Source organism: Mesobacillus maritimus, from assembly GCF_044803185.1.
Taxonomy (GTDB): Bacteria; Bacillota; Bacilli; order Bacillales; family Cytobacillaceae; genus Mesobacillus_B; species Mesobacillus_B maritimus_B.
The window spans coordinates 4,786,829-4,807,663 of sequence record NZ_CP085225.1 but is presented as its reverse complement, the minus strand read 5'-3'; the positions used below and the strand labels follow the sequence as shown (position 1 = coordinate 4,807,663).

Sequence of the window (20,835 nt, the reverse complement as noted above, 5' to 3'; positions counted from 1 at the left end):
TTTATAAAATCCCATCAAGCTGTGTTCTTCTTCTTCGCAACCTTTTTTTCAGATTGTACTGGCTGAACCAATGTGGCATCTGCTTTTAACACTTTAAATAGCGTAAAGGTCATCGCCAAGAGAATGATTGTAAACGGAAGAGCGGCGACAATGGAGGCCGTTTGTAGTCCCGTTAACCCACTGGATACAAGGAGAACCGTGGCAATCGAACTCATCAATACACCCCAAATGATTCTTACTCGTACAGGTGGATTCAAGCTTCCTCCTGTCGTCATACTGCTTAGGATGAAAACAGCCGAGTCTGCTGATGTTACCAAGAAGGTAAGAATCAACATCATCGTCAGGATTGAAACTAAGAAAGATAACGGCAATTGCTCAAATAGAGTAAATAAAGCGCTAGTGATGTCATTATCAACGGCTGCGGCAATATTTGCTCCCCCGAACAAGTCCATGTGAAGGGCGGTTCCACCGAATACAGCAATCCACATTAACGCTACAACCGGAGGCGCAACCATTACACCCAGAATAAACTCGCGAACCGTTCGACCTCGTGAAACTCGGGCAACGAAGGCACCGACAAAGGGTGACCAGGCAATCGCCCAAGCCCAGTAAAACACGGTCCATTCTCGTGACCAATTATTCTCTGTATATGGATTTAGACGGAAGCTATAATTCACAAAGTTTGTCAGGTAGTCACCGATTCCCACGATAAATGTATCTAAAATAAATACGGTCGGACCAGTAACAAAAACAAATAGCATGAGCAATAGTGCTACACCAAGGTTAATATTACTTAACCATTTGATTCCTTTATCCAAACCAGTTGAGGATGAAAGTAAAAATAATCCGGTCATCACGGCGACAATCCCTAGTTGCGGCCAAATTCCAGTTGGGATCCCCAACACTGTATTTAACCCACCATTGATTTGCATAATGCCCATCCCTAATGAGGTAGCTACTCCCATCACAGTTGCCACAACAGCCAAGATATCAATCCCGTTCTTCAGCTTTGGTCGGTTACCAATAAGCGGTGTTAAAGAAGTTGAAACTAAACCATTTTGTTTTTTCCTAAATTGGAAATAAGCCATGATTAAACCGACTATCGCAAAAACCGTCCATTGACTCACACCATAGTGGAAAAAGGAATAACCCATTGCCACTCGTGCAGCCTGTTCTGATAGCGGTTCCACTCCAGAGATTGGAGTATGGTTAAAATGGGTCATCGGTTCGCCGACACCATAAAAGACCAGCGCGATTCCAAAACCAGCTGAAAATAACATTCCGATCCATGTGAAAATCGAATAGGCAGGTTTTTCATCTTGTCCACCAAGACGAATGTTTCCATATTTACTGAATGCAAGGTAAATGAGAAAAACAGTAAAAATAAAGATAGCTACTAGATAGAGCCAGCCAAAAGATGAGGTAGTAAAGCTTAAAGCGGCATTTGCTCCTTTAGCAAATGTAGTAGGAAATAAAGCACCAACCAGCACGAAAACTCCTAACGTAATGGCCGATATCCAAAAAACACTGTTTAATTTATTGTTGTTAAACATCAACTCTCCCTTTCCAGAAACTTTTTTTCCGCAAATGAAAAAATTTAAGAAAGTAAGAACGAAGGGGGTCACCACTAAAAGGTTAGATAGATTGATGTTTTGTAAGGTTATCTAATGTGGTTAGATATGGCGGGAATTCGTTTTCCTAGAATCACAATTTAACCGTCCTCTTTACATGGAGTCTTATTAGGTGCGAAAACCTAAAAGAACCCATTCATCGTTTTGCTTAAGAAGTCCCCTTCTTTTTAGCAAAGAAAACACATTGTGAAAGTAGGAAAAATAATTCCTTTTTTTAGCCTATGACCTGAATTCTTACTTTTGCGAACAAACCCTCCCTTCTTAATACTATCCTAACAAAATAATCTGTATTAAAACAACTTTCAAGATGCGGAGTAAAAGTCTCTAAACGAGAGGAAAACGGATGTTTTTTGGGAAATTGCCGAATTATAGAGGAATTTCCCGAAAAATAGCCAATTCTAAATAATACGATAGTTTTAGATTTTCTTCTGAAGGGGAACAGGATTACTTCGTCTTTTTATCTTGACGTTTTTTTTACAAAGCGGTAAACTACTTATAACTTTATTTCATTACCATATTAGCGAACTAAAGCATTTTGGTTTACATATGAAATATAAAAAAATGGTTTTGAACGGAAAATGGAACGATAGCCAATTGAAAAGGGTGAAAAGAATGAGTCGATTATTCATGTTTGAGAAGCCTCTTGGAATGAGGGATACGTTACCGAACTTATATGAAACGAAGCAGCATGTGCGCTCTGCACTTGAAACAGAAATGAAACGGTGGGGATACCAGTTTATTGCTACCCCAGCGCTTGAATATTATGAGACGGTCGGAACGGCTTCGGCGATTCTCGACCAGCAACTGTTTAAGCTTCTAGATCAAGAAGGTCATACACTGGTGTTACGGCCTGATATGACGGCACCGATTGCGAGAGTTGCCGCTTCAAAGCTTTTAAATGAAAACTTACCAATCAGACTTGCGTATTCTGCTAATGTATTTCGTGCCCAGCAACGCGAAGGTGGTCGTCCGGCTGAATTTGAGCAAGTTGGTTTCGAATGTATTGGGGATGGAACTGTCAGTGCAGATGGAGAAATGATTGCTCTAGCTGTTTCGGCACTGAAAGAAGCGGGTCTGAAGGATTTCCAATTATCGATTGGACATTCAGGTTTTGTAAAAGAATTATTTGTGCAAATCCTTGGAAATGAAGAACGAGCCCAAGAATTGACGAAGTTTTTATATGAAAAGAATTATGTTGGTTACCGGGAGCATGTGAAATCCTTGCCTTTGTCTTCGATTGACAGCCAGCGGCTTCTAGCTTTCCTCAATCTTCGTGGGGGGATGGAAGTAATCGGCAAGGCATTAGATTTAATTGAAAATGAAAAAGGCAAAGAAGCCATTCTAGAACTTCAGGAATTATGGGACATCGTCAGTGATTATGATGTCGCAAAACATGTTAAATTTGACTTAACGCTTGTGAGCCATATGAGTTATTACACTGGCATTTTATTTGAGGTTTATGCCGGCAATGTAGGCTTTCCAATTGGGAACGGTGGCCGGTACGATGGCTTGCTAGAAAAGTTTGGCAAGTCAACAGGCGCAACAGGCTTTGCCATTCGCCTCGATCGACTCATTGAAGCATTAGGAGAAATTGATGAAACGGCTCCAGTTGAATGCATCTTGTTTAGTCCAGAGCGTCGAAAAGAAGCATGCGGATTGGCGAAAGAACGCAGGTTAGCAGGCAAACAGGTTGTCCTTCAAGACATCAGTGGGGTCAAAGACCTAGATGCTTGTACCAATAAATATTCAGACGTAACGTTTTTAGTTGGAAAAGCAGGGAAGGAGCCGGTGAAATGACTGTAAAGGAACCATTAACGATTGCCATGCCGAAGGGGCGTATTTTCGAGGAAGCTGCTGAATTGCTTCGTAAAGCAGGCTACCAGCTCCCACCTGAATTCGATGATTCACGGAAGCTCATTATAGATGTTGAGGAAGAGAATTTTCGGTTTATTTTATCAAAACCAATGGATGTGGCTACATATGTTGAGCATGGAGTGGCGGACCTTGGTATTGCAGGGAAAGATGTTTTGCTTGAAGAAGAACGAGATGTATATGAGCTTCTCGATTTAAAAATAAGCGGTTGTTATTTAGCTGTAGCGGGTTTGCCAAACACGAAAATGAACGATGTTGCACCGAAAATTGCAACGAAATACCCGAATGTTACTGCCGCCTTCTTTCGCGAGCAAGGGGAACAAGTCGAAATCATTAAGCTAAATGGGTCAATCGAACTCGCGCCGCTCATTGGTCTTTCTGATAGGATTGTTGACATTGTCTCAACAGGACAGACATTAAAGGAAAACGGCCTCGTTGAATACGAAACAATCACTCCGATTACTTCAAGATTGATTGTCAACCCAGTAAGCTATCGTATCAAAGATGAACGAATTACGGGGATTGTTGAAGCATTAAGTGAAGTGATTTAATAGCTATGGTGTTTTTTAGACGTTGATTGGAGCAGATAATTTACTTTTAAATAGTCGGTCCTATGTTGAAAGGATGATGGAGTTGAAGATTGTAAAAGTTAGTGGTGACGTCTCGATTAAGAGATCGGTCGACAGTGGGACAGAGGAGCAGCGAGAAGCAGCTAAAAAAATTATTGGTGACGTTCGGCGCTCTGGGGACGCAGCGGTTATTGCCTATACTGAAAGGTTCGATAAAGTGAAGCTTTCCTCGCTTAAGGTAGAACGGTCGGAAATCGAGGAAGCTTATAAAGAAATTAGCGATAGTTTAGTAAGTATTATTCAAGAGGCGGCAAATAATATCCAGAGCTATCATGCAAAGCAACAAAAGGCTTCTTGGATTACGACTGAAGAGAACGGGACGATACTAGGACAAAAGGTAACTCCGTTAGATTCAGCTGGCGTTTACGTGCCAGGTGGAACAGCCGCATACCCGTCCTCTGTGCTGATGAATGTGATCCCCGCAAAGGTAGCAGGAGTGAAGCGGATCGTGATGGTCTCGCCTCCTGGTGAAGACGGCAAGCTGCCTGCAGGCGTTCTTGTTGCCGCCGATATTGCCGGTGTGGAAGAAATCTATAAAATTGGTGGAGCCCAAGCAATCGCAGCTTTAGCTTATGGAACTGAAAGTATTCAACCTGTTGATAAAATTACCGGTCCCGGAAATATTTACGTAGCTTTAGCTAAACGTGAAGTGTTTGGGGATGTGGATATTGATATGATTGCCGGCCCGAGTGAAATCGCTGTCCTTGCAGATGAAAGTGCAAAGGCGGATGAAATTGCCGCTGATCTTTTATCGCAAGCTGAACATGACATGCGCGCAAGCTCTGTCCTTGTCACAACTTCGTCCGTCTTGGCAGAGGAAGTTCAACGGGAAGTAACGGCACAACTCGCAAGCCTTCCGAGAAGGGAAATCGCTGAAAAGTCGATTGAAGACTTTGGTGCCATCTATTTGGCTCGTGATTTAAAGGAAGCGATAGAGGTAGTGAACCAATTGGCGCCAGAGCATCTAGAAATAGTTACAGAGAACGCCATGGAACTGCTCGGGCAAATTCGTCATGCAGGTGCGATTTTTATAGGGCGTTATAGTTCAGAGCCTGTTGGCGATTATTTCGCTGGACCCAATCATGTCCTCCCAACAAACGGAACTGCACGTTTCTCAAGTCCGCTTAGTGTCGAGGATTTTCAAAAAAAATCAAGCATCATTGCCTATAGTGAAGGCGCCCTACGTGAAAATGGTGCGAAGATTGCTCAATTTGCAAGACTTGAGGGCCTTGAAGCCCATGCTCGTGCAGTTGAAACGAGATTGAAAAAATTTAATTAATAAAAATGGATGAGATACACATTGGAGGAATGAAGGATGGAGAGAGTGGCAACGGTCGACCGGAAAACGAATGAGACCAATATTCAGCTAAGCCTGGCAATTGACGGAGAGGGTTTTTCAGAGCTTGAAACAGGAGTCCCTTTTTTAACCCATATGCTTGATTTGTTTGCCAAACATGGACAGTTTGATTTAAGTGTTCATGCTAAAGGGGATATTGAGGTCGATGATCATCATACAACCGAGGATATTGGAATTTGCCTTGGACAAGCGTTGCGTGAAGCACTTGGTGATAAGCGCGGTATTAAAAGATATGGAAACGCATTTGTACCGATGGATGAAGCATTGGCCCAAGTAGTCGTCGATTTAAGCAATCGTCCTCATCTAGAGTTGCGCGGTGAATTTCCTTCTCAGAAGGTGGGTACCTTTGATACGGAATTAGTCCATGAATTTTTATGGAAATTGGCCCTTGAGGCAAGGATGAACCTACATGTCATCGTTCATTACGGTCACAACACTCACCATATGATTGAGGCTGTTTTTAAGGCATTAGCGCGTGCGCTTGATGAAGCAACAACCATCGATCCACGGGTAAAAGGAATTCCATCCTCGAAGGGAATGCTGTAAATGATTGGAATTGTCGATTATGGAATGGGGAATTTGTTCAGTGTCAGCAAAGCCCTGGAACGGCTTGATGCAGCATATTTCATTTCGGAAAATCCAGAGGAACTGCGGAAGGCAGACGCCTTGTTGGTCCCTGGAGTCGGTGCGTTTCCAGATGCAATGCAACGGCTAAATGAATTAGGACTTTCTGATATGATACGCGAGTATGCGGCAACAGGTAAGCCAGTTCTGGGCATTTGTCTAGGCATGCAGCTTTTATTTGAGGATAGCAAGGAAAACGGTGTGACCAAGGGGCTAGGATTGTTGCCTGGAACTGTTGAGCGTTTTCCAGGCCAGACAGCAGAGGGTGAGTCGTATAAAGTCCCTCATATGGGCTGGAACAAGCTACGGTTTACAAATGCATCGCCACTAACCGACGCTGTTGAGCCAGGACATGTATATTTTGTTCATTCTTATTATGTAGCAACTGAGGACAAAGACGTCCTGATTGCAGTCAGTGATTATGATGTTGAAGTTCCTGCTGTTGTTGGCCGAAAGAATGTATTTGGAATGCAGTTTCATCCTGAAAAAAGCAGTCGATTAGGAATGGAATTGCTAAGCAATTTCACTCGTTTAGCACAATAGTACGTTAAGCTAGTAGACGGAGAACTAAATAAAAGAGAGGAGGGCTACTATGAGTTTTATCGTATATCCAGCAATTGATATGAGGGGCGGCAAATGTGTCCGACTTCTTCAGGGAGATTACGGAAAAGAAACGGTTTATGGAGATTCCCCGTTTGACATGGCAAAATCTTTTGCTGAATCTGGGGCTGAGTGGATTCATATGGTGGACCTCGATGGTGCTCGAGATGGAAAAAGGGTCAATGATACATATGTAATAAAGGCGGCCAAAGAGCTAAACGCCAAGGTACAAATCGGTGGGGGAATTCGCACTGAAGCCGACATTGCTCATTACCTAGATAACGGCGTTTCAAGGGTTATCATTGGCAGTATTGCGGTTTCGAATCCAGAGTTTGCCGAAGAGATGGTAAGAAAGTACCCTGGTAAAATTGCGATTGGCCTTGATGCGAAAGACGGTTATGTAGCCACACATGGTTGGTTAGCAACCTCAGAAGTAAAGGCAGTCGATTTAGGAAAACGTTTTGCCGAAGCCGGTGCAGAAACGTTTATTTTTACCGATATTGCCACAGATGGAATGCTCTCAGGGCCGAATGTACAGGCAATCCAATTACTGGCTGAAGAAACAGGGAAAAGCGTCATTGCTTCTGGTGGTGTCAGCCAGCTTGGTGATTTGCTTGCATTGAAAGAATTGCAGTCCGTCGGAGTAAGCGGGGCGATTGTAGGCAAAGCCCTTTATGAAGGTCGGTTTAGTGTAAAGGAAGCGTTGAAAGCGGTGACGGAATCATGTTAACAAAAAGAATTATTCCGTGCTTAGATGTAAAAGATGGTCGTGTTGTGAAAGGGATTAAGTTTGTTCAGCTTCGCGATGCGGGTGACCCAGTTGAACTGGCTCGCTTTTACGATGAGCAAGGAGCAGATGAGCTCGTTTTTCTAGATATTTCGGCTTCAAATGAAGGCCGGAAAACCATGGTTGAAGTCGTTAAGGCTGTTGCTTCAGAGCTTGCGATTCCTTTTACAGTTGGTGGTGGAATCAACTCGTTAGAAGACATGAAACGGATTTTGCGTTCAGGGGCAGATAAGGTGAGCCTCAATACCGCAGCAGTTTTAAATCCTAGCTTGATTACTGAAGGAGCCGACTTTTTCGGTACGCAGTGTATCGTCGTGGCGATTGATGCAAAATACGATCCGGAGTTAGGTTCATGGCGTGTTTATACACATGGCGGCAGAACCGCAACAGATCGTGAAGTGATTGAATGGGCTCGTGAGGCAGTGCGCCTTGGGGCGGGAGAAATCCTTCTTACGAGCATGGACAGTGATGGTGAAAAGAAAGGCTTTGATCTGAAGCTGACAAAAGCGGTCAGCGAAGCCGTTTCTGTCCCAGTTATTGCTTCGGGTGGAGCGGGGAATGCTGAACATTTTGTTGATGCATTCGTTGAAGGCAAAGCCGACGCCGCGTTAGCAGCTTCTATTTTTCACTATAAAGAAACCTCGGTGGCAGAAGTAAAAACATACCTCCGTGAAAAAGGAGTCGAAGTTCGATGAATATAGATGACCTAAAGTTTGATGATAATGGTTTAATCACAGCAGTTGTCCAGGATGCTGTCACCCGTGAAGTTTTAACAGTTGCTTATATGAACAAAGAGTCACTGGGAAAGTCGCTTGAAACGCGAGAAACATGGTTTTATAGCCGCTCCCGCCAAGAACTTTGGCATAAAGGCGAGACAAGTGGCAATACCCAAAGAATCGTAGATATGAAGTATGATTGTGATGGAGATGCGCTAGTGGTTCTCGTTGAACCGGCTGGGCCAGCTTGTCATACAGGTTCTGTTAGCTGTTTTAACGAAAGCCTTTTACAAGAAGGAACTCCGGCTACTGAAGCTGCAACCCTCTCTGATTATCGAATCTTACTAGCGCTAGAACAAGTTATCGCTGACCGTGAACGTGAGCGTCCAGAGGGTGCTTACACCACCTACTTGTTCGAAAAAGGTGTCGATAAAATTTTAAAAAAGGTTGGCGAAGAGGCATCAGAAGTCATCATCGCCGCAAAAAATCGCGACCAGGAAGAATTAAAATGGGAGTCAGCAGACCTGCTCTACCATTTACTCGTCCTGCTTCGTGAACAAGAGCTACCGTTTAAAGAGATATTAGCTGTCCTAGACAAGCGTCATATGGAAAAGAAATAGTTTTATGAGCCGACCAGGAATGATTTCTGGTTGGTTTCTTTAGTTCTAGCTAGGCTTGTGTGATTTTTATTCCCTCTAGGGGAATATAACGTCTGTCAGGGGGAATATAATGCAGCTAGCCAGAAATTCGATTAATTTTATTCTCCCTAGGGGAATAAAAAGTACCCCTACCCCCTATGATGTTACGAGTATATCAAAATATCTAGCAATTTCATGAAGGAAATTCCCTCTTTATTGCCGTATTCTTCTATAAAACCTTAAATTTGTATATAAAACCTCGTCCAATCCCCCAGACTGAGACTCAATCCCCCAAAAATACCTCATATTAGAATGGAAATCCGCATTTATAAGTCGGGGTATAGGAACCACTAGAAATCACGCTACAAACGTTTAAATAACCAATGACCGATAATAGTAAGAGCCGGTGGAGTGCATATCGCGGACATCTTTTTAATCACAATAATCCCCGCCAAATTTAACCTTCACCCAACCCCTTCGATTATGTTATACTTATTTGGTTAAAAAACCTTTTGTGGAGGACAAAATGGGAGAAGACTCTAAAGCATTAAATCAAAAAGGGCAACTACTGTCATTTGTCCCGACAGGTGAGTATTATTTCACCAAAGGGGTCAAAGCGTATCAACGCCGGGATTTGTTACGGGCGCATAAATATTTTAGTCGTGCCATGGAACTAGAGCCAGGCGAACCGATGATTATCTGTCAGCTCGCGATTGTCTCAACCGAGCTTGGGGAATACCAACAGTCAATCAGCTTATTAAAAATGATCCTTGAAGAATTGGATGAAGAAATGGTAGAGTGCCATTATTTTTTAGCAAATAATTATGCTCATTTGGGCTTATTTAAAGATGCATATCATTATGCCAACCTTTACTTGGAGTTAACACGTGACGGGGAGTTCAGCGATGACGCTGAGGAACTTCTCGAACTGATTATGCTAGAGGCAGACGATTTGGAGGAAGCTCTTTTTGAAGAGGATAGTCTCATAGTTAAACAAGAAGAGGCTAGGTCCCTACTTGAAGCGGGTGAATTTCCGCGGGCGGTAGAGATTTTCGAGGAGCTTATCGAGGAATACCCTGAATATTGGTCTGCTTATAATAACCTGGCGTTGGCCAACTTTTATCTTGGTCATCAAGTCAAAGCCAATGAGATTCTCGATCAAGTGCTTACCCAAAACCCTGGGAACCTACATGCACTATGTAATAAGCTAGTTTTTGCTTATTATCAAAATCGGAATAAGGATGTTCAAAACTTGGTTGCTACTCTGGCTAAAATCCAGCCGCTTTTAGCGGAGCAGCAGTTTAAGCTTGGAGCGACCTTCTCGTTGATCGGTGAATATGAGCTTGGCTACAAATGGTTGAACCGCTTAAGGAAATACGGCCATGATGGAGATGGGGCTTTTTATTATTGGCTCGCACATTCTTCCTATCATACTGGTCGAGAACAAGCGGCTAGAAATCATTGGAAAAAAGTACTAGAGTATAGTCCTGAAAAAGCGGGGCATGAGCCTTGGGGGAACCAGGAACTTGGCCTAGATACTCAGGTCAAAACGATTATCAAAAGGTTCCAAAGTGAGCATCCTGAAGAGCGCCTTTTTGCATTGTTTTTAACGTCAGTTTCTAACCAGAAGGAAGAGATTCTTTCTGCTAATAAAATTGCCGAAAACTTGACGGGGCTTGAAAAAAGTTATCTTTCTTATGTTCAATCTGGAAAATTCAATCCAGGGATGGAACCTGTAATCGGAGCACACGAAACGGCTCTCGTCCTATATGATTTCCATCAACCGATTGACCATGAGGAAGCTGGTATTTATTTAGTTTGGTTTGCTGTGTTTGATAAGGCAGTCAAAGTTGGGTTTAATTTTAAAAATAAAAAGGCTTGGGCGGCTGCCGTCGAGTTTGTTTGGGAAAAGCTACGTGAAGGAAAAATCACCAAAATCGCATTAGCTAAAAAGTACGGACTTTCCGTTTCTACCTTAAATAAATACATCGATCTAGTTGGCGAATGCTTAGATTAAGATAAGGTGACAGGTACCATCCAAATTGGATTGGTCCTGTCACTTTTTTTTGGTTGCTTAAAATAGACAGGTTACTCTAGTCCGTACGTCGCTGACCAGGGCACCTCCGCTTTTCATGTAAGCAAATTTTTGGACTCTTTCTTATTTGTTTTATAGGATAAGGATAGGTAGCAGATACTAACTATTATCGTAATTGTTTTACAAGGATATACTGCTATATAAAGGAGTGGAGTTACATGTCTGAAGAAAAAATTTATGATGTTATTATCATTGGAGCAGGTCCAGCGGGAATGACAGCAGCTGTTTATACATCACGTGCAAATCTTTCTACGCTTATGCTTGAGCGTGGAGTTCCAGGCGGGCAAATGGCCAATACCGAAGATGTTGAAAATTATCCAGGATTTGATAGTATCTTAGGACCAGAACTTTCAACGAAGATGTTTGACCATGCAAAGAAATTCGGTGCTGAGTATGCTTATGGTGATGTAAAGGAAATCATTGATGGTAAGGAATACAAAACCATTGTTGCAGGTTCCAAACAATATAAGGCTCATTCCATTATTATTTCTGCTGGTGCAGAGTATAAGAAGATTGGCGTACCTGGCGAACAAGAACTAGGTGGCCGTGGGGTTTCTTATTGTGCCGTTTGTGACGGGGCTTTCTTCAAGGGCAAAGAGCTAGTCGTTGTTGGTGGAGGAGATTCAGCGGTAGAGGAAGGTGTTTACTTAACACGTTTTGCGTCGAAAGTAACCATTGTACACCGACGTGACGAATTGCGCGCACAAAAGATCCTTCAAGACCGTGCGTTTGCAAATGAGAAAATTGATTTTATTTGGAACCACACAGTTAAGGAAATCCATGAAAAAGATGGAAAAGTTGGCAGCTTGACTCTCGTATCCACGAACGATAGCAAAGAAATGGAATTTAAGGCAGATGGTGTATTTATTTACATTGGCATGGTTCCATTGACAAAGCCATTTGAAGGACTAGGAATTACAAATAGCAATGGTTACATTGAGACCAATGAAAATATGGAAACGAAGGTTCCTGGTATTTTTGCGGCGGGAGATATCCGTGAAAAAACGTTGCGCCAAATTGTAACGGCAACAGGTGATGGAAGTATTGCTGCGCAGCAGGCACAGCATTTTGTTGAGGAGCTCAAAGAGGAACTGAAAGCAAAAGCTTAAGGTTATTGCATCCCTTAGGAGTTTGAATAGGTTCGTCAATGTTCGTCTTCGTTTTATCTGCACAATAACGTAATTTTTAATTAACTCTACTGTAACAGTAGTGAAATATTTATCTGGTACAATGAAGTTACAAATTGACCCCCTTTTAAAAATATACTTGTTGATGCACAGGCTCTGCCTGTGCTATTTTTTTTGTCTTACATATAGTACAGCTTGTTTAATGGGTATATAACACCATTTCATTCGTCCTAGTTTTACTGGGGGATTTATTGACAAAATTAACGGTTTTCGATTCATTGTGAGTGGTTTCTAAAAATAGTATAATGAAAATAATGAAAAGTTCGGAGTCCTGTTTTATTTTCAACACAAAATAACCGGACATTTAATTATAATAGTGTAAAAGAAGGTGAAACAATGCAACGGGTGGCAAATTGTCTTCTAGTAAAAGAGAACAAAGTGTTATTGCTTCAGAAGCCTCGTCGTGGTTGGTGGGTGGCTCCTGGTGGGAAGATGGAGCCAGGGGAAACCGCTAAAGAATCTTGCATCCGAGAATTCCGCGAGGAGACAGGTATCTACTTATTGAATCCTAAAATCAAGGGAATTTTTACTTTTATTATAAAAGACGGCGATCAGGTGGTGAACGAGTGGATGATGTTTACCTTTAATGCTACAGAATCGACTGGCGTTCATCTCGAGAGATCAGAGGAAGGAGATCTTGCCTGGCATGACACGGAAGAAATTAAGAACCTTCCGATGGCTGCAGGTGACTATCATATTCTAGATTATATGGTACATGGTCAAGGAATTATTTACGGTACATTTACCTACACTCCTGATATGGAACTGCTTCATTACCGACTCGACCCGAATTAAGCTGGTAAAGTCATTCATTTTAAATCTTTAATTCGTAATACAACAGGCAAGGATAAAGCTAAACGACACGATACTAATAGTTTGGTTAATCTTCAATATCGATAAAAAATTTGGGAGGAATAGGAATGAGTACCGGTTCGACGAACGACAGCCAATTGGTGATTATTACTGGAATGTCAGGTGCGGGAAAAACAGTTGCCATCCAGAGCTTTGAAGATTTGGGCTTCTTTTGTGTCGACAACCTCCCGCCTACCCTGCTTCCGAAATTCCTTGAATTAATGAAGGAATCTGGTAATAAAATGAATAAAGTCGCTTTGGGAATGGATTTAAGAGGAAGAGAATTTTTTGATTCACTTTTTAAAGCGTTAGATGATCTTTCTGAATCTTCATGGGTCGCACCGAAAATCCTATTTCTCGATGCAGATGATGAAACGCTTGTACGTCGTTATAAGGAGACGAGGCGTTTTCATCCATTAGCACGCAAGGGTCGCCCGTTAGAGGGGATTAGATTAGAGCGTGAATTGTTAGAGGAACTTAAAGGGCGAGCGCAATTGATTTACAATACCTCAATGTTGAAGCCTAAGGAATTGCGTGAAAAAATCCATGAAGAGTTTTCGATTAATAAAAAATCAACCTTCACGGTGAATGTTATGTCTTTTGGTTTTAAGCATGGGATTCCCATTGATGCCGACTTAGTGTTCGATGTTCGTTTTTTACCGAACCCGCACTATATTGAACATATGCGACCGAGAACGGGTTTGGATGAGGATGTTTCAACCTATGTTCTCAAATGGAATGAAACACATAAATTCCTTGAAAAAGTTCTAGATTTGCTAACGTTCATGCTCCCTCATTACAAGCGAGAGGGAAAGGCACAATTGATTGTTGCGATTGGCTGTACGGGTGGTCAACACCGTTCAGTGGCATTAGCTGAGCAGATATCAAGACACTTCGAAGAGGATTATCATACTCAAGTCACCCATCGTGATATTGAAAAGAGGAAGGAATCGGCGAAATGACCATCCAAACTCAGCCTAGAATCGTCATCATCGGAGGAGGAACAGGTTTACCTGTCTTACTTCGCGGCTTGAAAAAATATGATGTTGACATCACCGCGATTGTAACTGTCGCCGACGATGGGGGCAGTTCAGGACGCTTACGTAATGAGATGCAAATTCCACCACCTGGAGACATTCGAAATGTGCTGGCCGCCTTGTCGGATGTTGAGCCGTTAGTCGAGGAGATGTTCCAACATCGTTTTAAGACTGCGAATGAACTTTCAGGTCATTCACTTGGGAATCTCATTTTAGCGGCAATGACCTCGATTACAGGGAACTTCTCCCATGCGATTCAAGAGATGAGCCGAGTGCTGAACGTACGTGGAAAGGTGTTACCAGCCGCAAACCGCAGTGTTATTTTAAATGCGGAAATGGAGGATGGTAGTATTGTAAGCGGGGAGTCGAAAATTCCGTTCTCAGGGAAAAAAATTAAACGGGTTTATCTCAATCCTGAAAATGTCCAGCCGCTCCCTGAAACAATACAAGAAATTAGACAAGCGGATTTGATTGTAATCGGTCCTGGAAGTCTCTATACTAGCATCCTGCCAAATTTGCTGGTAAAGGAGTTGGGTCAGGCTGTTTGTGAGGCGAAAGCCAAAAAGGTTTATATTTGTAATTTGATGACCCAAGCAGGAGAAACGCTTAACTTCACTGCTAGTGACCACGTTAAAGCGATATATGATCATATGGATTGTGCTTTCATGGACATGATTTTAATTAATAATGAGGAAATTCCCCCTGAAATCGAGCTTCGCTACAAGGAAGAGCTTGCAAAGCCGGTCCAATTTGATTTTGAGAAGCTTAGTGAGCTTGGAATTAGCGTCGTTCAAGAGAAAATTGCGAACCTTGAGGGGAATGTGATTCGTCATGATACACGAAAAGTGGCTGAAATTTTATATTCACTCCTTTTAAAATGAAACCAAAAGGAAGATAGTGCGTAATAAGATACAGGTGAACAAGTCTATTCGCAAGATTATGCTGCTAAGCTGAAACGTCCTAGATGATGATGCTGGCTGTAAATGTAGGAGGTGAGGGGGATGTCTTTCGCTTCGGTTACAAAGAAGGAACTAACCAATCTCGAGATAAAGGGCTGTTGTAGCAAAGCTGAGCTCTCGGCCTTAATCCGAATGAATGGTTCACTGTCCTTTTCAAACCGCGAGCTGATTGTAGACATTCAGACAGAAAACGCAGCTATTGCGCGACGGATTTATACCTTAATTAAAATGAATTATCAAATTCAGGTAGAGCTTCTAGTGCGGAAGAAGATGCGGCTAAAAAAGAATAATGTTTATATCGTTCGCTTAAAGGAATCTGCTAAAACGATTCTAGAAGATCTGAAAATTATTGCAGAAGGATTTTCATTCGTCCAAGATATTTCGGAGGAATTAATAAAGAAAAAGTGTTGTAAGCGGTCTTATTTAAGGGGAGCATTTCTAGCTGGGGGATCTGTGAATAATCCAGAAACTTCTTCGTATCATTTGGAAATCGCCTCAATGTATCAAGAGCATAATCAATCATTATGTGAACTCATGAATAAGTTCGGATTAAATAGTAAAACATTAGAGCGAAAAAAAGGATTTATTACTTATTTGAAAGAAGCCGAAAAAATTACCGAGTTTCTAAATATTGTGGGGGCTCATAACTCGCTTCTGCGTTTTGAGGATATTCGGATTGTACGAGATATGCGAAACTCTGTTAACCGGCTTGTTAATTGTGAAACAGCTAATTTAAATAAAACCATTGGTGCGGCTTTAAGGCAGGTTGAAAATATTAAGTTTATTGAAAATACAGTTGGCCTAGAGGTTCTACCTGGAAAACTACGTGAAATTGCGGAACTGCGAGTAGCATACCAAGATGTAACCTTAAAAGAATTAGGTGAAATGGTGTCTGGTGGAAGTATTAGTAAATCAGGAATCAATCATCGTCTACGCAAGATTGATGAATTAGCCGACAAGTTGCGTGCAGGCGAAACTATTGGTCAAAAATAAAAAGCTAAATAAGGGAGAGATACCGAGAATGGTAGAAAAACAAGTAATCGTTAAATTAAAAACAGGTTTGCAGGCTCGTCCAGCAGCATTGTTCGTACAGGAAGCAAATCGTTTTTCTTCAGAAATTTTTCTTGAAAAAGATGGGAAGAAGGTTAATGCGAAAAGCATTATGGGGCTAATGAGTCTTGCAATTGGCGTAGGTTCTACCGTTAACCTGATTGTAGAAGGGAAAGATGAGGAAGCTGCCATTTCCACTCTTAGTGACTATATTCAACAAGAAAGCTAAAAAAACTCGCTCCCAAGTCGGAGCGAGTTTTTTTATAAAAGTTAAGAATGAAGTTTTGACTTTGTGAGTTGTCCAGCTCCAGCGGCTAGTGGACTTCGCTCTTCTCCCTGCGATAAGTCAACATCGAATCGCTATCGCTCTTCGTGTTTCCTTTATCTCAGTCGAAGAGCTCCAGTCCATACGTCGCTGAACGAGCCGCTTACGCTTTTCTATTTGTCCAGCTCCAGCGGCTATCGACTAGTGGACTTCGCTGAACAGGGCGCTTGCGCTTTTCTTATTACTTCTTTTCAGGATTACGGGTAACGATTTCGTCAATTAGTCCGTATTCCTTGGCACGTTCAGCAGTCATGAAGTTGTCACGCTCAGTGTCACGCTCGATGACTTCAAGTGGCTGTCCTGTACGATCTGAAAGAATGCCATTTAACTTGTCACGCAAGAATAGGATACGCTTTGCAGCAATATCAATTTCGGTAGCTTGACCTTGTGCACCACCTAGTGGTTGGTGAATCATTACTTCAGCGTTTGGTAGGGCATAACGTTTCCCTTTTTCCCCTGCTGCTAATAGGAATGCACCCATTGAAGCTGCCATCCCGATACAAATGGTATGAACTGGAGCCTTAATGAATTGCATTGTATCATAAATGGCCATACCAGCTGTGATACTTCCGCCTGGGCTGTTAATATAAAGGGAGATGTCTTTTTCAGGATTTTCCGCCTCTAGGAAAAGAAGCTGAGCGACAATTGAATTAGCAACATTATCATCAATTGCACTTCCTAACATGATAATACGGTCCTTTAAAAGGCGGGAATAAATATCATATGCACGTTCCCCGCGGTTTGTTTGTTCAATGACTGTAGGAATTAAGTTCATTTTTGTTCCTCCTTTTACAAGGTTTTCTCTAGGGCAGCAAGACTAAAAATCAATGCTGAACCATGAGTTCTATGTATTTTTAATGATACACGAATGGTCAATTAAGGTCAAACGAATCACCCTTGACCAATAGATGAAATATTCGACAATATTCATGTATTATCTTACCAGTTTTCACTATATTCATCATACCCGCTATTTTCCTTTTTCAAACAAAAATCCTCTTGCGCTCTTAAGAAAATTCCTTTATAATAAGAATTCGTACTGCTAATACCATACACGATGCCCTCGTGGTGCAACGGATAGCACGTAAGATTCCGGTTCTTAAAATGGGGGTTCGATTCCCTCCGAGGGCGCTATAAACTCCTGATCAGTTTTCTGAGCAGGAGTTTTTTATTTTGGGTGAAATCGTCCATTCCGTAAACCCAACATATCATGTAAAATGATAACAGGGAGGGATTGGCATGGACTTAAAGCCCGGATTGTGGCAAAAGCAAACAATGAAGCTAGCAATGACTCAGGAATTAACGCAAGCGATTGCTTTGTTACAATATTCCTCGCAAGAGCTTGTTACTTTTTTGGAAGAAAAGGCAATCGAAAACCCTCTTTTACAGGTGGAACAGAAAAATATCCGTTCACTTGATCGAACAAGAGATTTCAAGAAAAAGTCTCGTTCAACTAGTTCTCAAAACCGGGAGACTCAAAACTGGATTGAACAGATTGCCGAGAAATCAGGTTCTCTACGGGAACACCTTTTCTTTCAAATAAACCTGTTAAGGTTAACGGACCAAGAACGGAAAATCGTTCACTATTTTATTGATACAATTGATGAAAACGGTTACTTAGGGGTCGGCATAGATGAAACATGCAGCAAGTTTGGAATAGTAGAAGCAGAGGTTGAACGTTGTCTGACCATCCTACAAAGTCTTGACCCAATCGGTGTTGGCGCCAGAAGCTTACAGGAATGCTTATTGTTGCAGGTAAACAATAATACCTTCAATGTCGATATTAAAATAGAGGATACTGTAGATAAGGACGCCGCGGAACGTTCCCCGATAGAATTGCTTAAGGTCATTCTTAGTGAACATTTTATCCTTTTTGCCGAAAAAAAGTGGAAGTCAATTGCTAAGCTTTTAAAGATGGATTTAAGGGAAATTCAAAAAGCCTTCGACTATGTTCAAACACTGAATCCTAGGCCAGGTGCAACCTTTCAAGTAGAAAAAGCAGCTTATGTCGTACCCGATGTTATTGTGAAAATTGAAAATGACGAGTTAACAGTTGGGTTGTTTGATGATACAATCCCAAAAGTAACATTTAATGAATCTTATTTTCAGGAGCTTGCTGCATACAAAGATGCGGAGGTTGGGCGGTTCCTGCAAGAAAAACAAAATGACTTTCAGTGGATCCATAAAAGCCTAGAACAGCGTCGGGAAACTTTGATGAAGGTAGCACTTAAAATCGTCGAGAAACAGCGTGAGTTTTTCTATCAAGGGCTTTCGTTCTTAAAGCCTATGACGATGCGTGAGATTTCTGAGGAACTAGATATCCATGAGTCAACAGTCAGTAGGGCTGTGCGGGAAAAATATATTCAAACGCCGACGGGAACCTATGAAATGAAAACCTTATTCTCTAGTTCCATTCAAACAACAGAACAGGACCAAACATCCTCCAACCACGCAAAAGCAGCAATAGAACTTTTAATAAAAAATGAAAATAAGCAGAAACCATTGTCCGATCAAGAAATTGTTCATATGTTAGAAGACCGTTCAGGGATTAAAATATCAAGGCGAACAGTTGCTAAATACCGTGAGCAATTAGGAATTGCCTCCTCTTCAAAGCGGAAACGATTTGAATAAAGGGGAGTTGCTTTGTCTTAAGATAAGTTTATAAGTTTTAACTTAGAGAATTATCTAGCGCAAGCGCACTAGCGGTTAGTGTCCTTCGCTCTCCGAGTAAAAATCGGCTTTTGGATTTTTACCGCCGCAACGATTGCGTCAACATCGAATCGCTATCGCTCTTCGTGTTTCCTATATCTCAGTTGGAGCGCTCCAGGCCATACGCCGCTGAGCAGGGCGCTTGTGCTTTTCTAGTAAAGGGTGAAATAGATGAAAAAAAGTACTGTGAAGCTTTACATGAGGCAGCGATGCCATTTATGTGAGGATGCAAAAGGGATGCTTGAAGATCTTCAGCAAAGTTGGAATTTTGAAATTGTCGAAGTGGATATTGACCAAGATGATCGACTTGTTGAGCAATATGGAATCATTATTCCTGTTATTGAACTAGATGGGGAAGAGGTACAAGCAGGCATTATTCATAAAAAATCCATAATCGAAGCGCTTACACGAAAAAACGTGAATATTATTAGTTGAACTAGTTTATCACTCCTGTTAAAATGAAAAAGGAATCAGGGGTGATTTTTTTTGAAGCAAGTGGGACATAATATGTCACTGCGGGACATGAAAAGCCCACTCTATTCTAAAAGGGGAAAAATCCATCATGCAAGTTTTGCTAGATATTCAAAAGAGAATATTGCCTGATCTGATAGAAGTTATGCATAAGCGTTATTTGATCTTACAAAACATACATACGATGCAGCCTGTTGGACGTCGAAACTTAGCTGTAAGTCTTGGTTTTACAGAGAGGGTTTTGCGTAGTGAGGTCGAGTTTTTAAAAGAACAAAATTTAGTTCAAATGTCTACTCTAGGAATGAGCTTGACGGTTGAAGGAAAAGATATACTGGAAAGTCTTGAAGGGATTATGCAAGACCTTTCAGGCACAAGCCACCTAGAAAAGCAATTACAAAAGAAACTTGGGGTTGCAAAGGCAATTGTTGTCCCTGGTGATAATGACCAATCCCCTTGGGTCAAGCGAGAACTTGGAAAAGCTTGTGTGAATTGCATGAAACAACGCGTTAAAGCAGACAATATCATTGCTGTAACTGGAGGAACTACGATGGCTGCTGTCGCTGAGATGCTTCCTTCTGAAATTGGGAAGAAGAACTTATTGTTCGTGCCAGCAAGGGGCGGGCTTGGACTTGATGTTACGAACCAAGCAAATACAGTAAGTGCGATCATGGCAGACAAAACGAATTCCCACCATCGCGTGTTTTATGTACCTGACCAGGTTAGCAGTGTGATTTATGAGTCCTTTATTAAGGAACCGCAGATTTATGAAATGCTTCACCTCATTAAATCCGCCAACATGGTTTTACATGGAATTGGGGAAGCTATTACAATGGCGAAACGCCGAAACACTACCGCAGAGGTTATGGACAAGCTCATTAAAGGAAATGCAGTCGGAGAAGCCTTTGGCTACTATTTCAATGAATATGGGGATATTGTTCATAAGGTACAAACGATTGGATTGCAACTAGAGGATTTACATGGAGCCAATCATGTGATTGCTGTTGCAGGAGGGGCATCGAAAGCGAAGGCAATCAAAGCTTATATGAAACAAGCACCACCCTCGACCATTCTGATTACGGATGAAGGTGCCGCAAAACTTTTAGTTAAAGGCTAATCTAGCTTGATGGGATTCAGATAGAATCTGTTAGATGGTCATTGCCTTTAATATATAAAAATACATACCACTGCCCCCTTAGTAAGGCGGGATATGAGGTGTGTAAGGAATGTATAAATCAAGAGTGTTTATACTATCCTATTAGCGTGAAAAAGGATGAACGAATTAAAGGAGGAAATAAT

The 20,835-nt window shown here is 41.7% G+C and carries 20 protein-coding genes and 1 tRNA gene; 19 read left to right on the top strand and 2 right to left on the bottom strand.

The annotated features are described in order from the left end of the window. Positions 1 to 14: 14 nt before the first annotated feature. The gene (locus tag LG336_RS23385; RefSeq protein ID WP_404329864.1) at positions 15 to 1,553 is read right to left on the bottom strand and encodes a BCCT family transporter; all 1,539 of its coding nucleotides are present in this window, start codon (positions 1,551 to 1,553) and stop codon (positions 15 to 17) included. Positions 1,554 to 2,243: 690 nt separating this feature from the next. Between LG336_RS23385 and LG336_RS23380 the strand changes: the two genes are divergently transcribed. From LG336_RS23380 to LG336_RS23310, 15 genes are all read left to right on the top strand, one after another. Then, positions 2,244 to 3,428, top strand: coding sequence for an ATP phosphoribosyltransferase regulatory subunit (locus tag LG336_RS23380; RefSeq protein WP_404329863.1), 1,185 nt, complete (start codon positions 2,244 to 2,246; stop codon positions 3,426 to 3,428). Beyond that, positions 3,425 to 4,054, top strand: coding sequence for an ATP phosphoribosyltransferase (hisG, locus tag LG336_RS23375; protein ID WP_404329862.1), 630 nt, complete (start codon positions 3,425 to 3,427; stop codon positions 4,052 to 4,054). Before LG336_RS23380 ends, hisG begins: the two co-directional genes overlap by 4 nt. Positions 4,055 to 4,136: 82 nt before the next feature. Next, entirely contained in the window at positions 4,137 to 5,411 is a 1,275-nt protein-coding gene (gene hisD / locus LG336_RS23370) for a histidinol dehydrogenase (protein WP_404329861.1), read from the top strand. Positions 5,412 to 5,447: 36 nt separating this feature from the next. Then, positions 5,448 to 6,035: an imidazoleglycerol-phosphate dehydratase HisB gene (gene hisB, locus LG336_RS23365; RefSeq protein ID WP_404329859.1), complete on the top strand. Its 588-nt coding sequence runs from the start codon at positions 5,448 to 5,450 to the stop codon at positions 6,033 to 6,035. Continuing rightward, positions 6,036 to 6,656 (top strand): imidazole glycerol phosphate synthase subunit HisH, encoded by a 621-nt coding sequence (gene hisH / locus LG336_RS23360; RefSeq protein ID WP_404329858.1) that lies wholly within the window; start codon positions 6,036 to 6,038, stop codon positions 6,654 to 6,656. It begins immediately after the preceding gene. 49 nt (positions 6,657 to 6,705) lie between these two features. Continuing rightward, positions 6,706 to 7,443 carry a 1-(5-phosphoribosyl)-5-[(5-phosphoribosylamino)methylideneamino]imidazole-4-carboxamide isomerase gene (hisA, locus tag LG336_RS23355; protein WP_404329857.1) on the top strand — a complete coding sequence of 246 codons (738 nt, stop codon included), beginning with the start codon at positions 6,706 to 6,708 and terminating at the stop codon, positions 7,441 to 7,443. Beyond that, positions 7,437 to 8,195 carry an imidazole glycerol phosphate synthase subunit HisF gene (gene hisF, locus LG336_RS23350; RefSeq protein WP_404329855.1) on the top strand — a complete coding sequence of 253 codons (759 nt, stop codon included), beginning with the start codon at positions 7,437 to 7,439 and terminating at the stop codon, positions 8,193 to 8,195. The genes hisA and hisF overlap by 7 nt, the downstream gene beginning before the upstream one ends. Continuing rightward, the gene (gene hisIE / locus LG336_RS23345; protein ID WP_404329853.1) at positions 8,192 to 8,836 is read left to right on the top strand and encodes a bifunctional phosphoribosyl-AMP cyclohydrolase/phosphoribosyl-ATP diphosphatase HisIE; all 645 of its coding nucleotides are present in this window, start codon (positions 8,192 to 8,194) and stop codon (positions 8,834 to 8,836) included. The genes hisF and hisIE overlap by 4 nt, the downstream gene beginning before the upstream one ends. Positions 8,837 to 9,380: 544 nt before the next feature. Continuing rightward, positions 9,381 to 10,871: a tetratricopeptide repeat protein gene (locus tag LG336_RS23340; RefSeq protein ID WP_404329851.1), complete on the top strand. Its 1,491-nt coding sequence runs from the start codon at positions 9,381 to 9,383 to the stop codon at positions 10,869 to 10,871. A 236-nt stretch (positions 10,872 to 11,107) separates the two neighbouring features. Further along, positions 11,108 to 12,058 carry a thioredoxin-disulfide reductase gene (trxB, locus tag LG336_RS23335; RefSeq protein WP_404329849.1) on the top strand — a complete coding sequence of 317 codons (951 nt, stop codon included), beginning with the start codon at positions 11,108 to 11,110 and terminating at the stop codon, positions 12,056 to 12,058. Positions 12,059 to 12,472: 414 nt separating this feature from the next. Further along, positions 12,473 to 12,931: an NUDIX hydrolase gene (locus LG336_RS23330; RefSeq protein ID WP_404329847.1), complete on the top strand. Its 459-nt coding sequence runs from the start codon at positions 12,473 to 12,475 to the stop codon at positions 12,929 to 12,931. Between the two features lie 125 nt (positions 12,932 to 13,056). Beyond that, on the top strand, positions 13,057 to 13,950 hold the full coding sequence (gene rapZ, locus LG336_RS23325; RefSeq protein ID WP_404329845.1) for an RNase adapter RapZ: 894 nt from the start codon (positions 13,057 to 13,059) through the stop codon (positions 13,948 to 13,950). Next, positions 13,947 to 14,906 carry a uridine diphosphate-N-acetylglucosamine-binding protein YvcK gene (gene yvcK / locus LG336_RS23320; protein ID WP_404329844.1) on the top strand — a complete coding sequence of 320 codons (960 nt, stop codon included), beginning with the start codon at positions 13,947 to 13,949 and terminating at the stop codon, positions 14,904 to 14,906. Before rapZ ends, yvcK begins: the two co-directional genes overlap by 4 nt. Before the next feature lie 120 nt (positions 14,907 to 15,026). Next, positions 15,027 to 15,977: a DNA-binding protein WhiA gene (gene whiA / locus LG336_RS23315; protein WP_404329843.1), complete on the top strand. Its 951-nt coding sequence runs from the start codon at positions 15,027 to 15,029 to the stop codon at positions 15,975 to 15,977. A 28-nt stretch (positions 15,978 to 16,005) separates the two neighbouring features. Then, entirely contained in the window at positions 16,006 to 16,263 is a 258-nt protein-coding gene (locus LG336_RS23310; RefSeq protein ID WP_404329841.1) for an HPr family phosphocarrier protein, read from the top strand. Positions 16,264 to 16,540: 277 nt separating this feature from the next. On the opposite strand, the gene clpP is transcribed toward LG336_RS23310, so the two are convergent. After that, positions 16,541 to 17,134, bottom strand: coding sequence for an ATP-dependent Clp endopeptidase proteolytic subunit ClpP (clpP, locus tag LG336_RS23305; protein WP_404329840.1), 594 nt, complete (start codon positions 17,132 to 17,134; stop codon positions 16,541 to 16,543). A gap of 284 nt (positions 17,135 to 17,418) precedes the next feature. Here clpP and LG336_RS23300 point away from each other — a divergent pair. The 4 genes from LG336_RS23300 to LG336_RS23285 all read left to right on the top strand — a co-directional run bounded on the left by LG336_RS23300 (position 17,419) and on the right by LG336_RS23285 (position 20,653). Then, positions 17,419 to 17,490: transfer RNA gene (locus LG336_RS23300), tRNA-Arg, on the top strand. 108 nt (positions 17,491 to 17,598) lie between these two features. Beyond that, positions 17,599 to 18,990: an RNA polymerase factor sigma-54 gene (gene rpoN / locus LG336_RS23295; protein ID WP_404329839.1), complete on the top strand. Its 1,392-nt coding sequence runs from the start codon at positions 17,599 to 17,601 to the stop codon at positions 18,988 to 18,990. Between the two features lie 249 nt (positions 18,991 to 19,239). Beyond that, on the top strand, positions 19,240 to 19,503 hold the full coding sequence (locus tag LG336_RS23290; RefSeq protein ID WP_404329838.1) for a glutaredoxin family protein: 264 nt from the start codon (positions 19,240 to 19,242) through the stop codon (positions 19,501 to 19,503). A 127-nt stretch (positions 19,504 to 19,630) separates the two neighbouring features. Next, positions 19,631 to 20,653, top strand: a complete 1,023-nt coding sequence (locus LG336_RS23285; protein ID WP_404329837.1) for a sugar-binding transcriptional regulator — start codon at positions 19,631 to 19,633, stop codon at positions 20,651 to 20,653. Positions 20,654 to 20,835 lie beyond the last annotated feature (182 nt).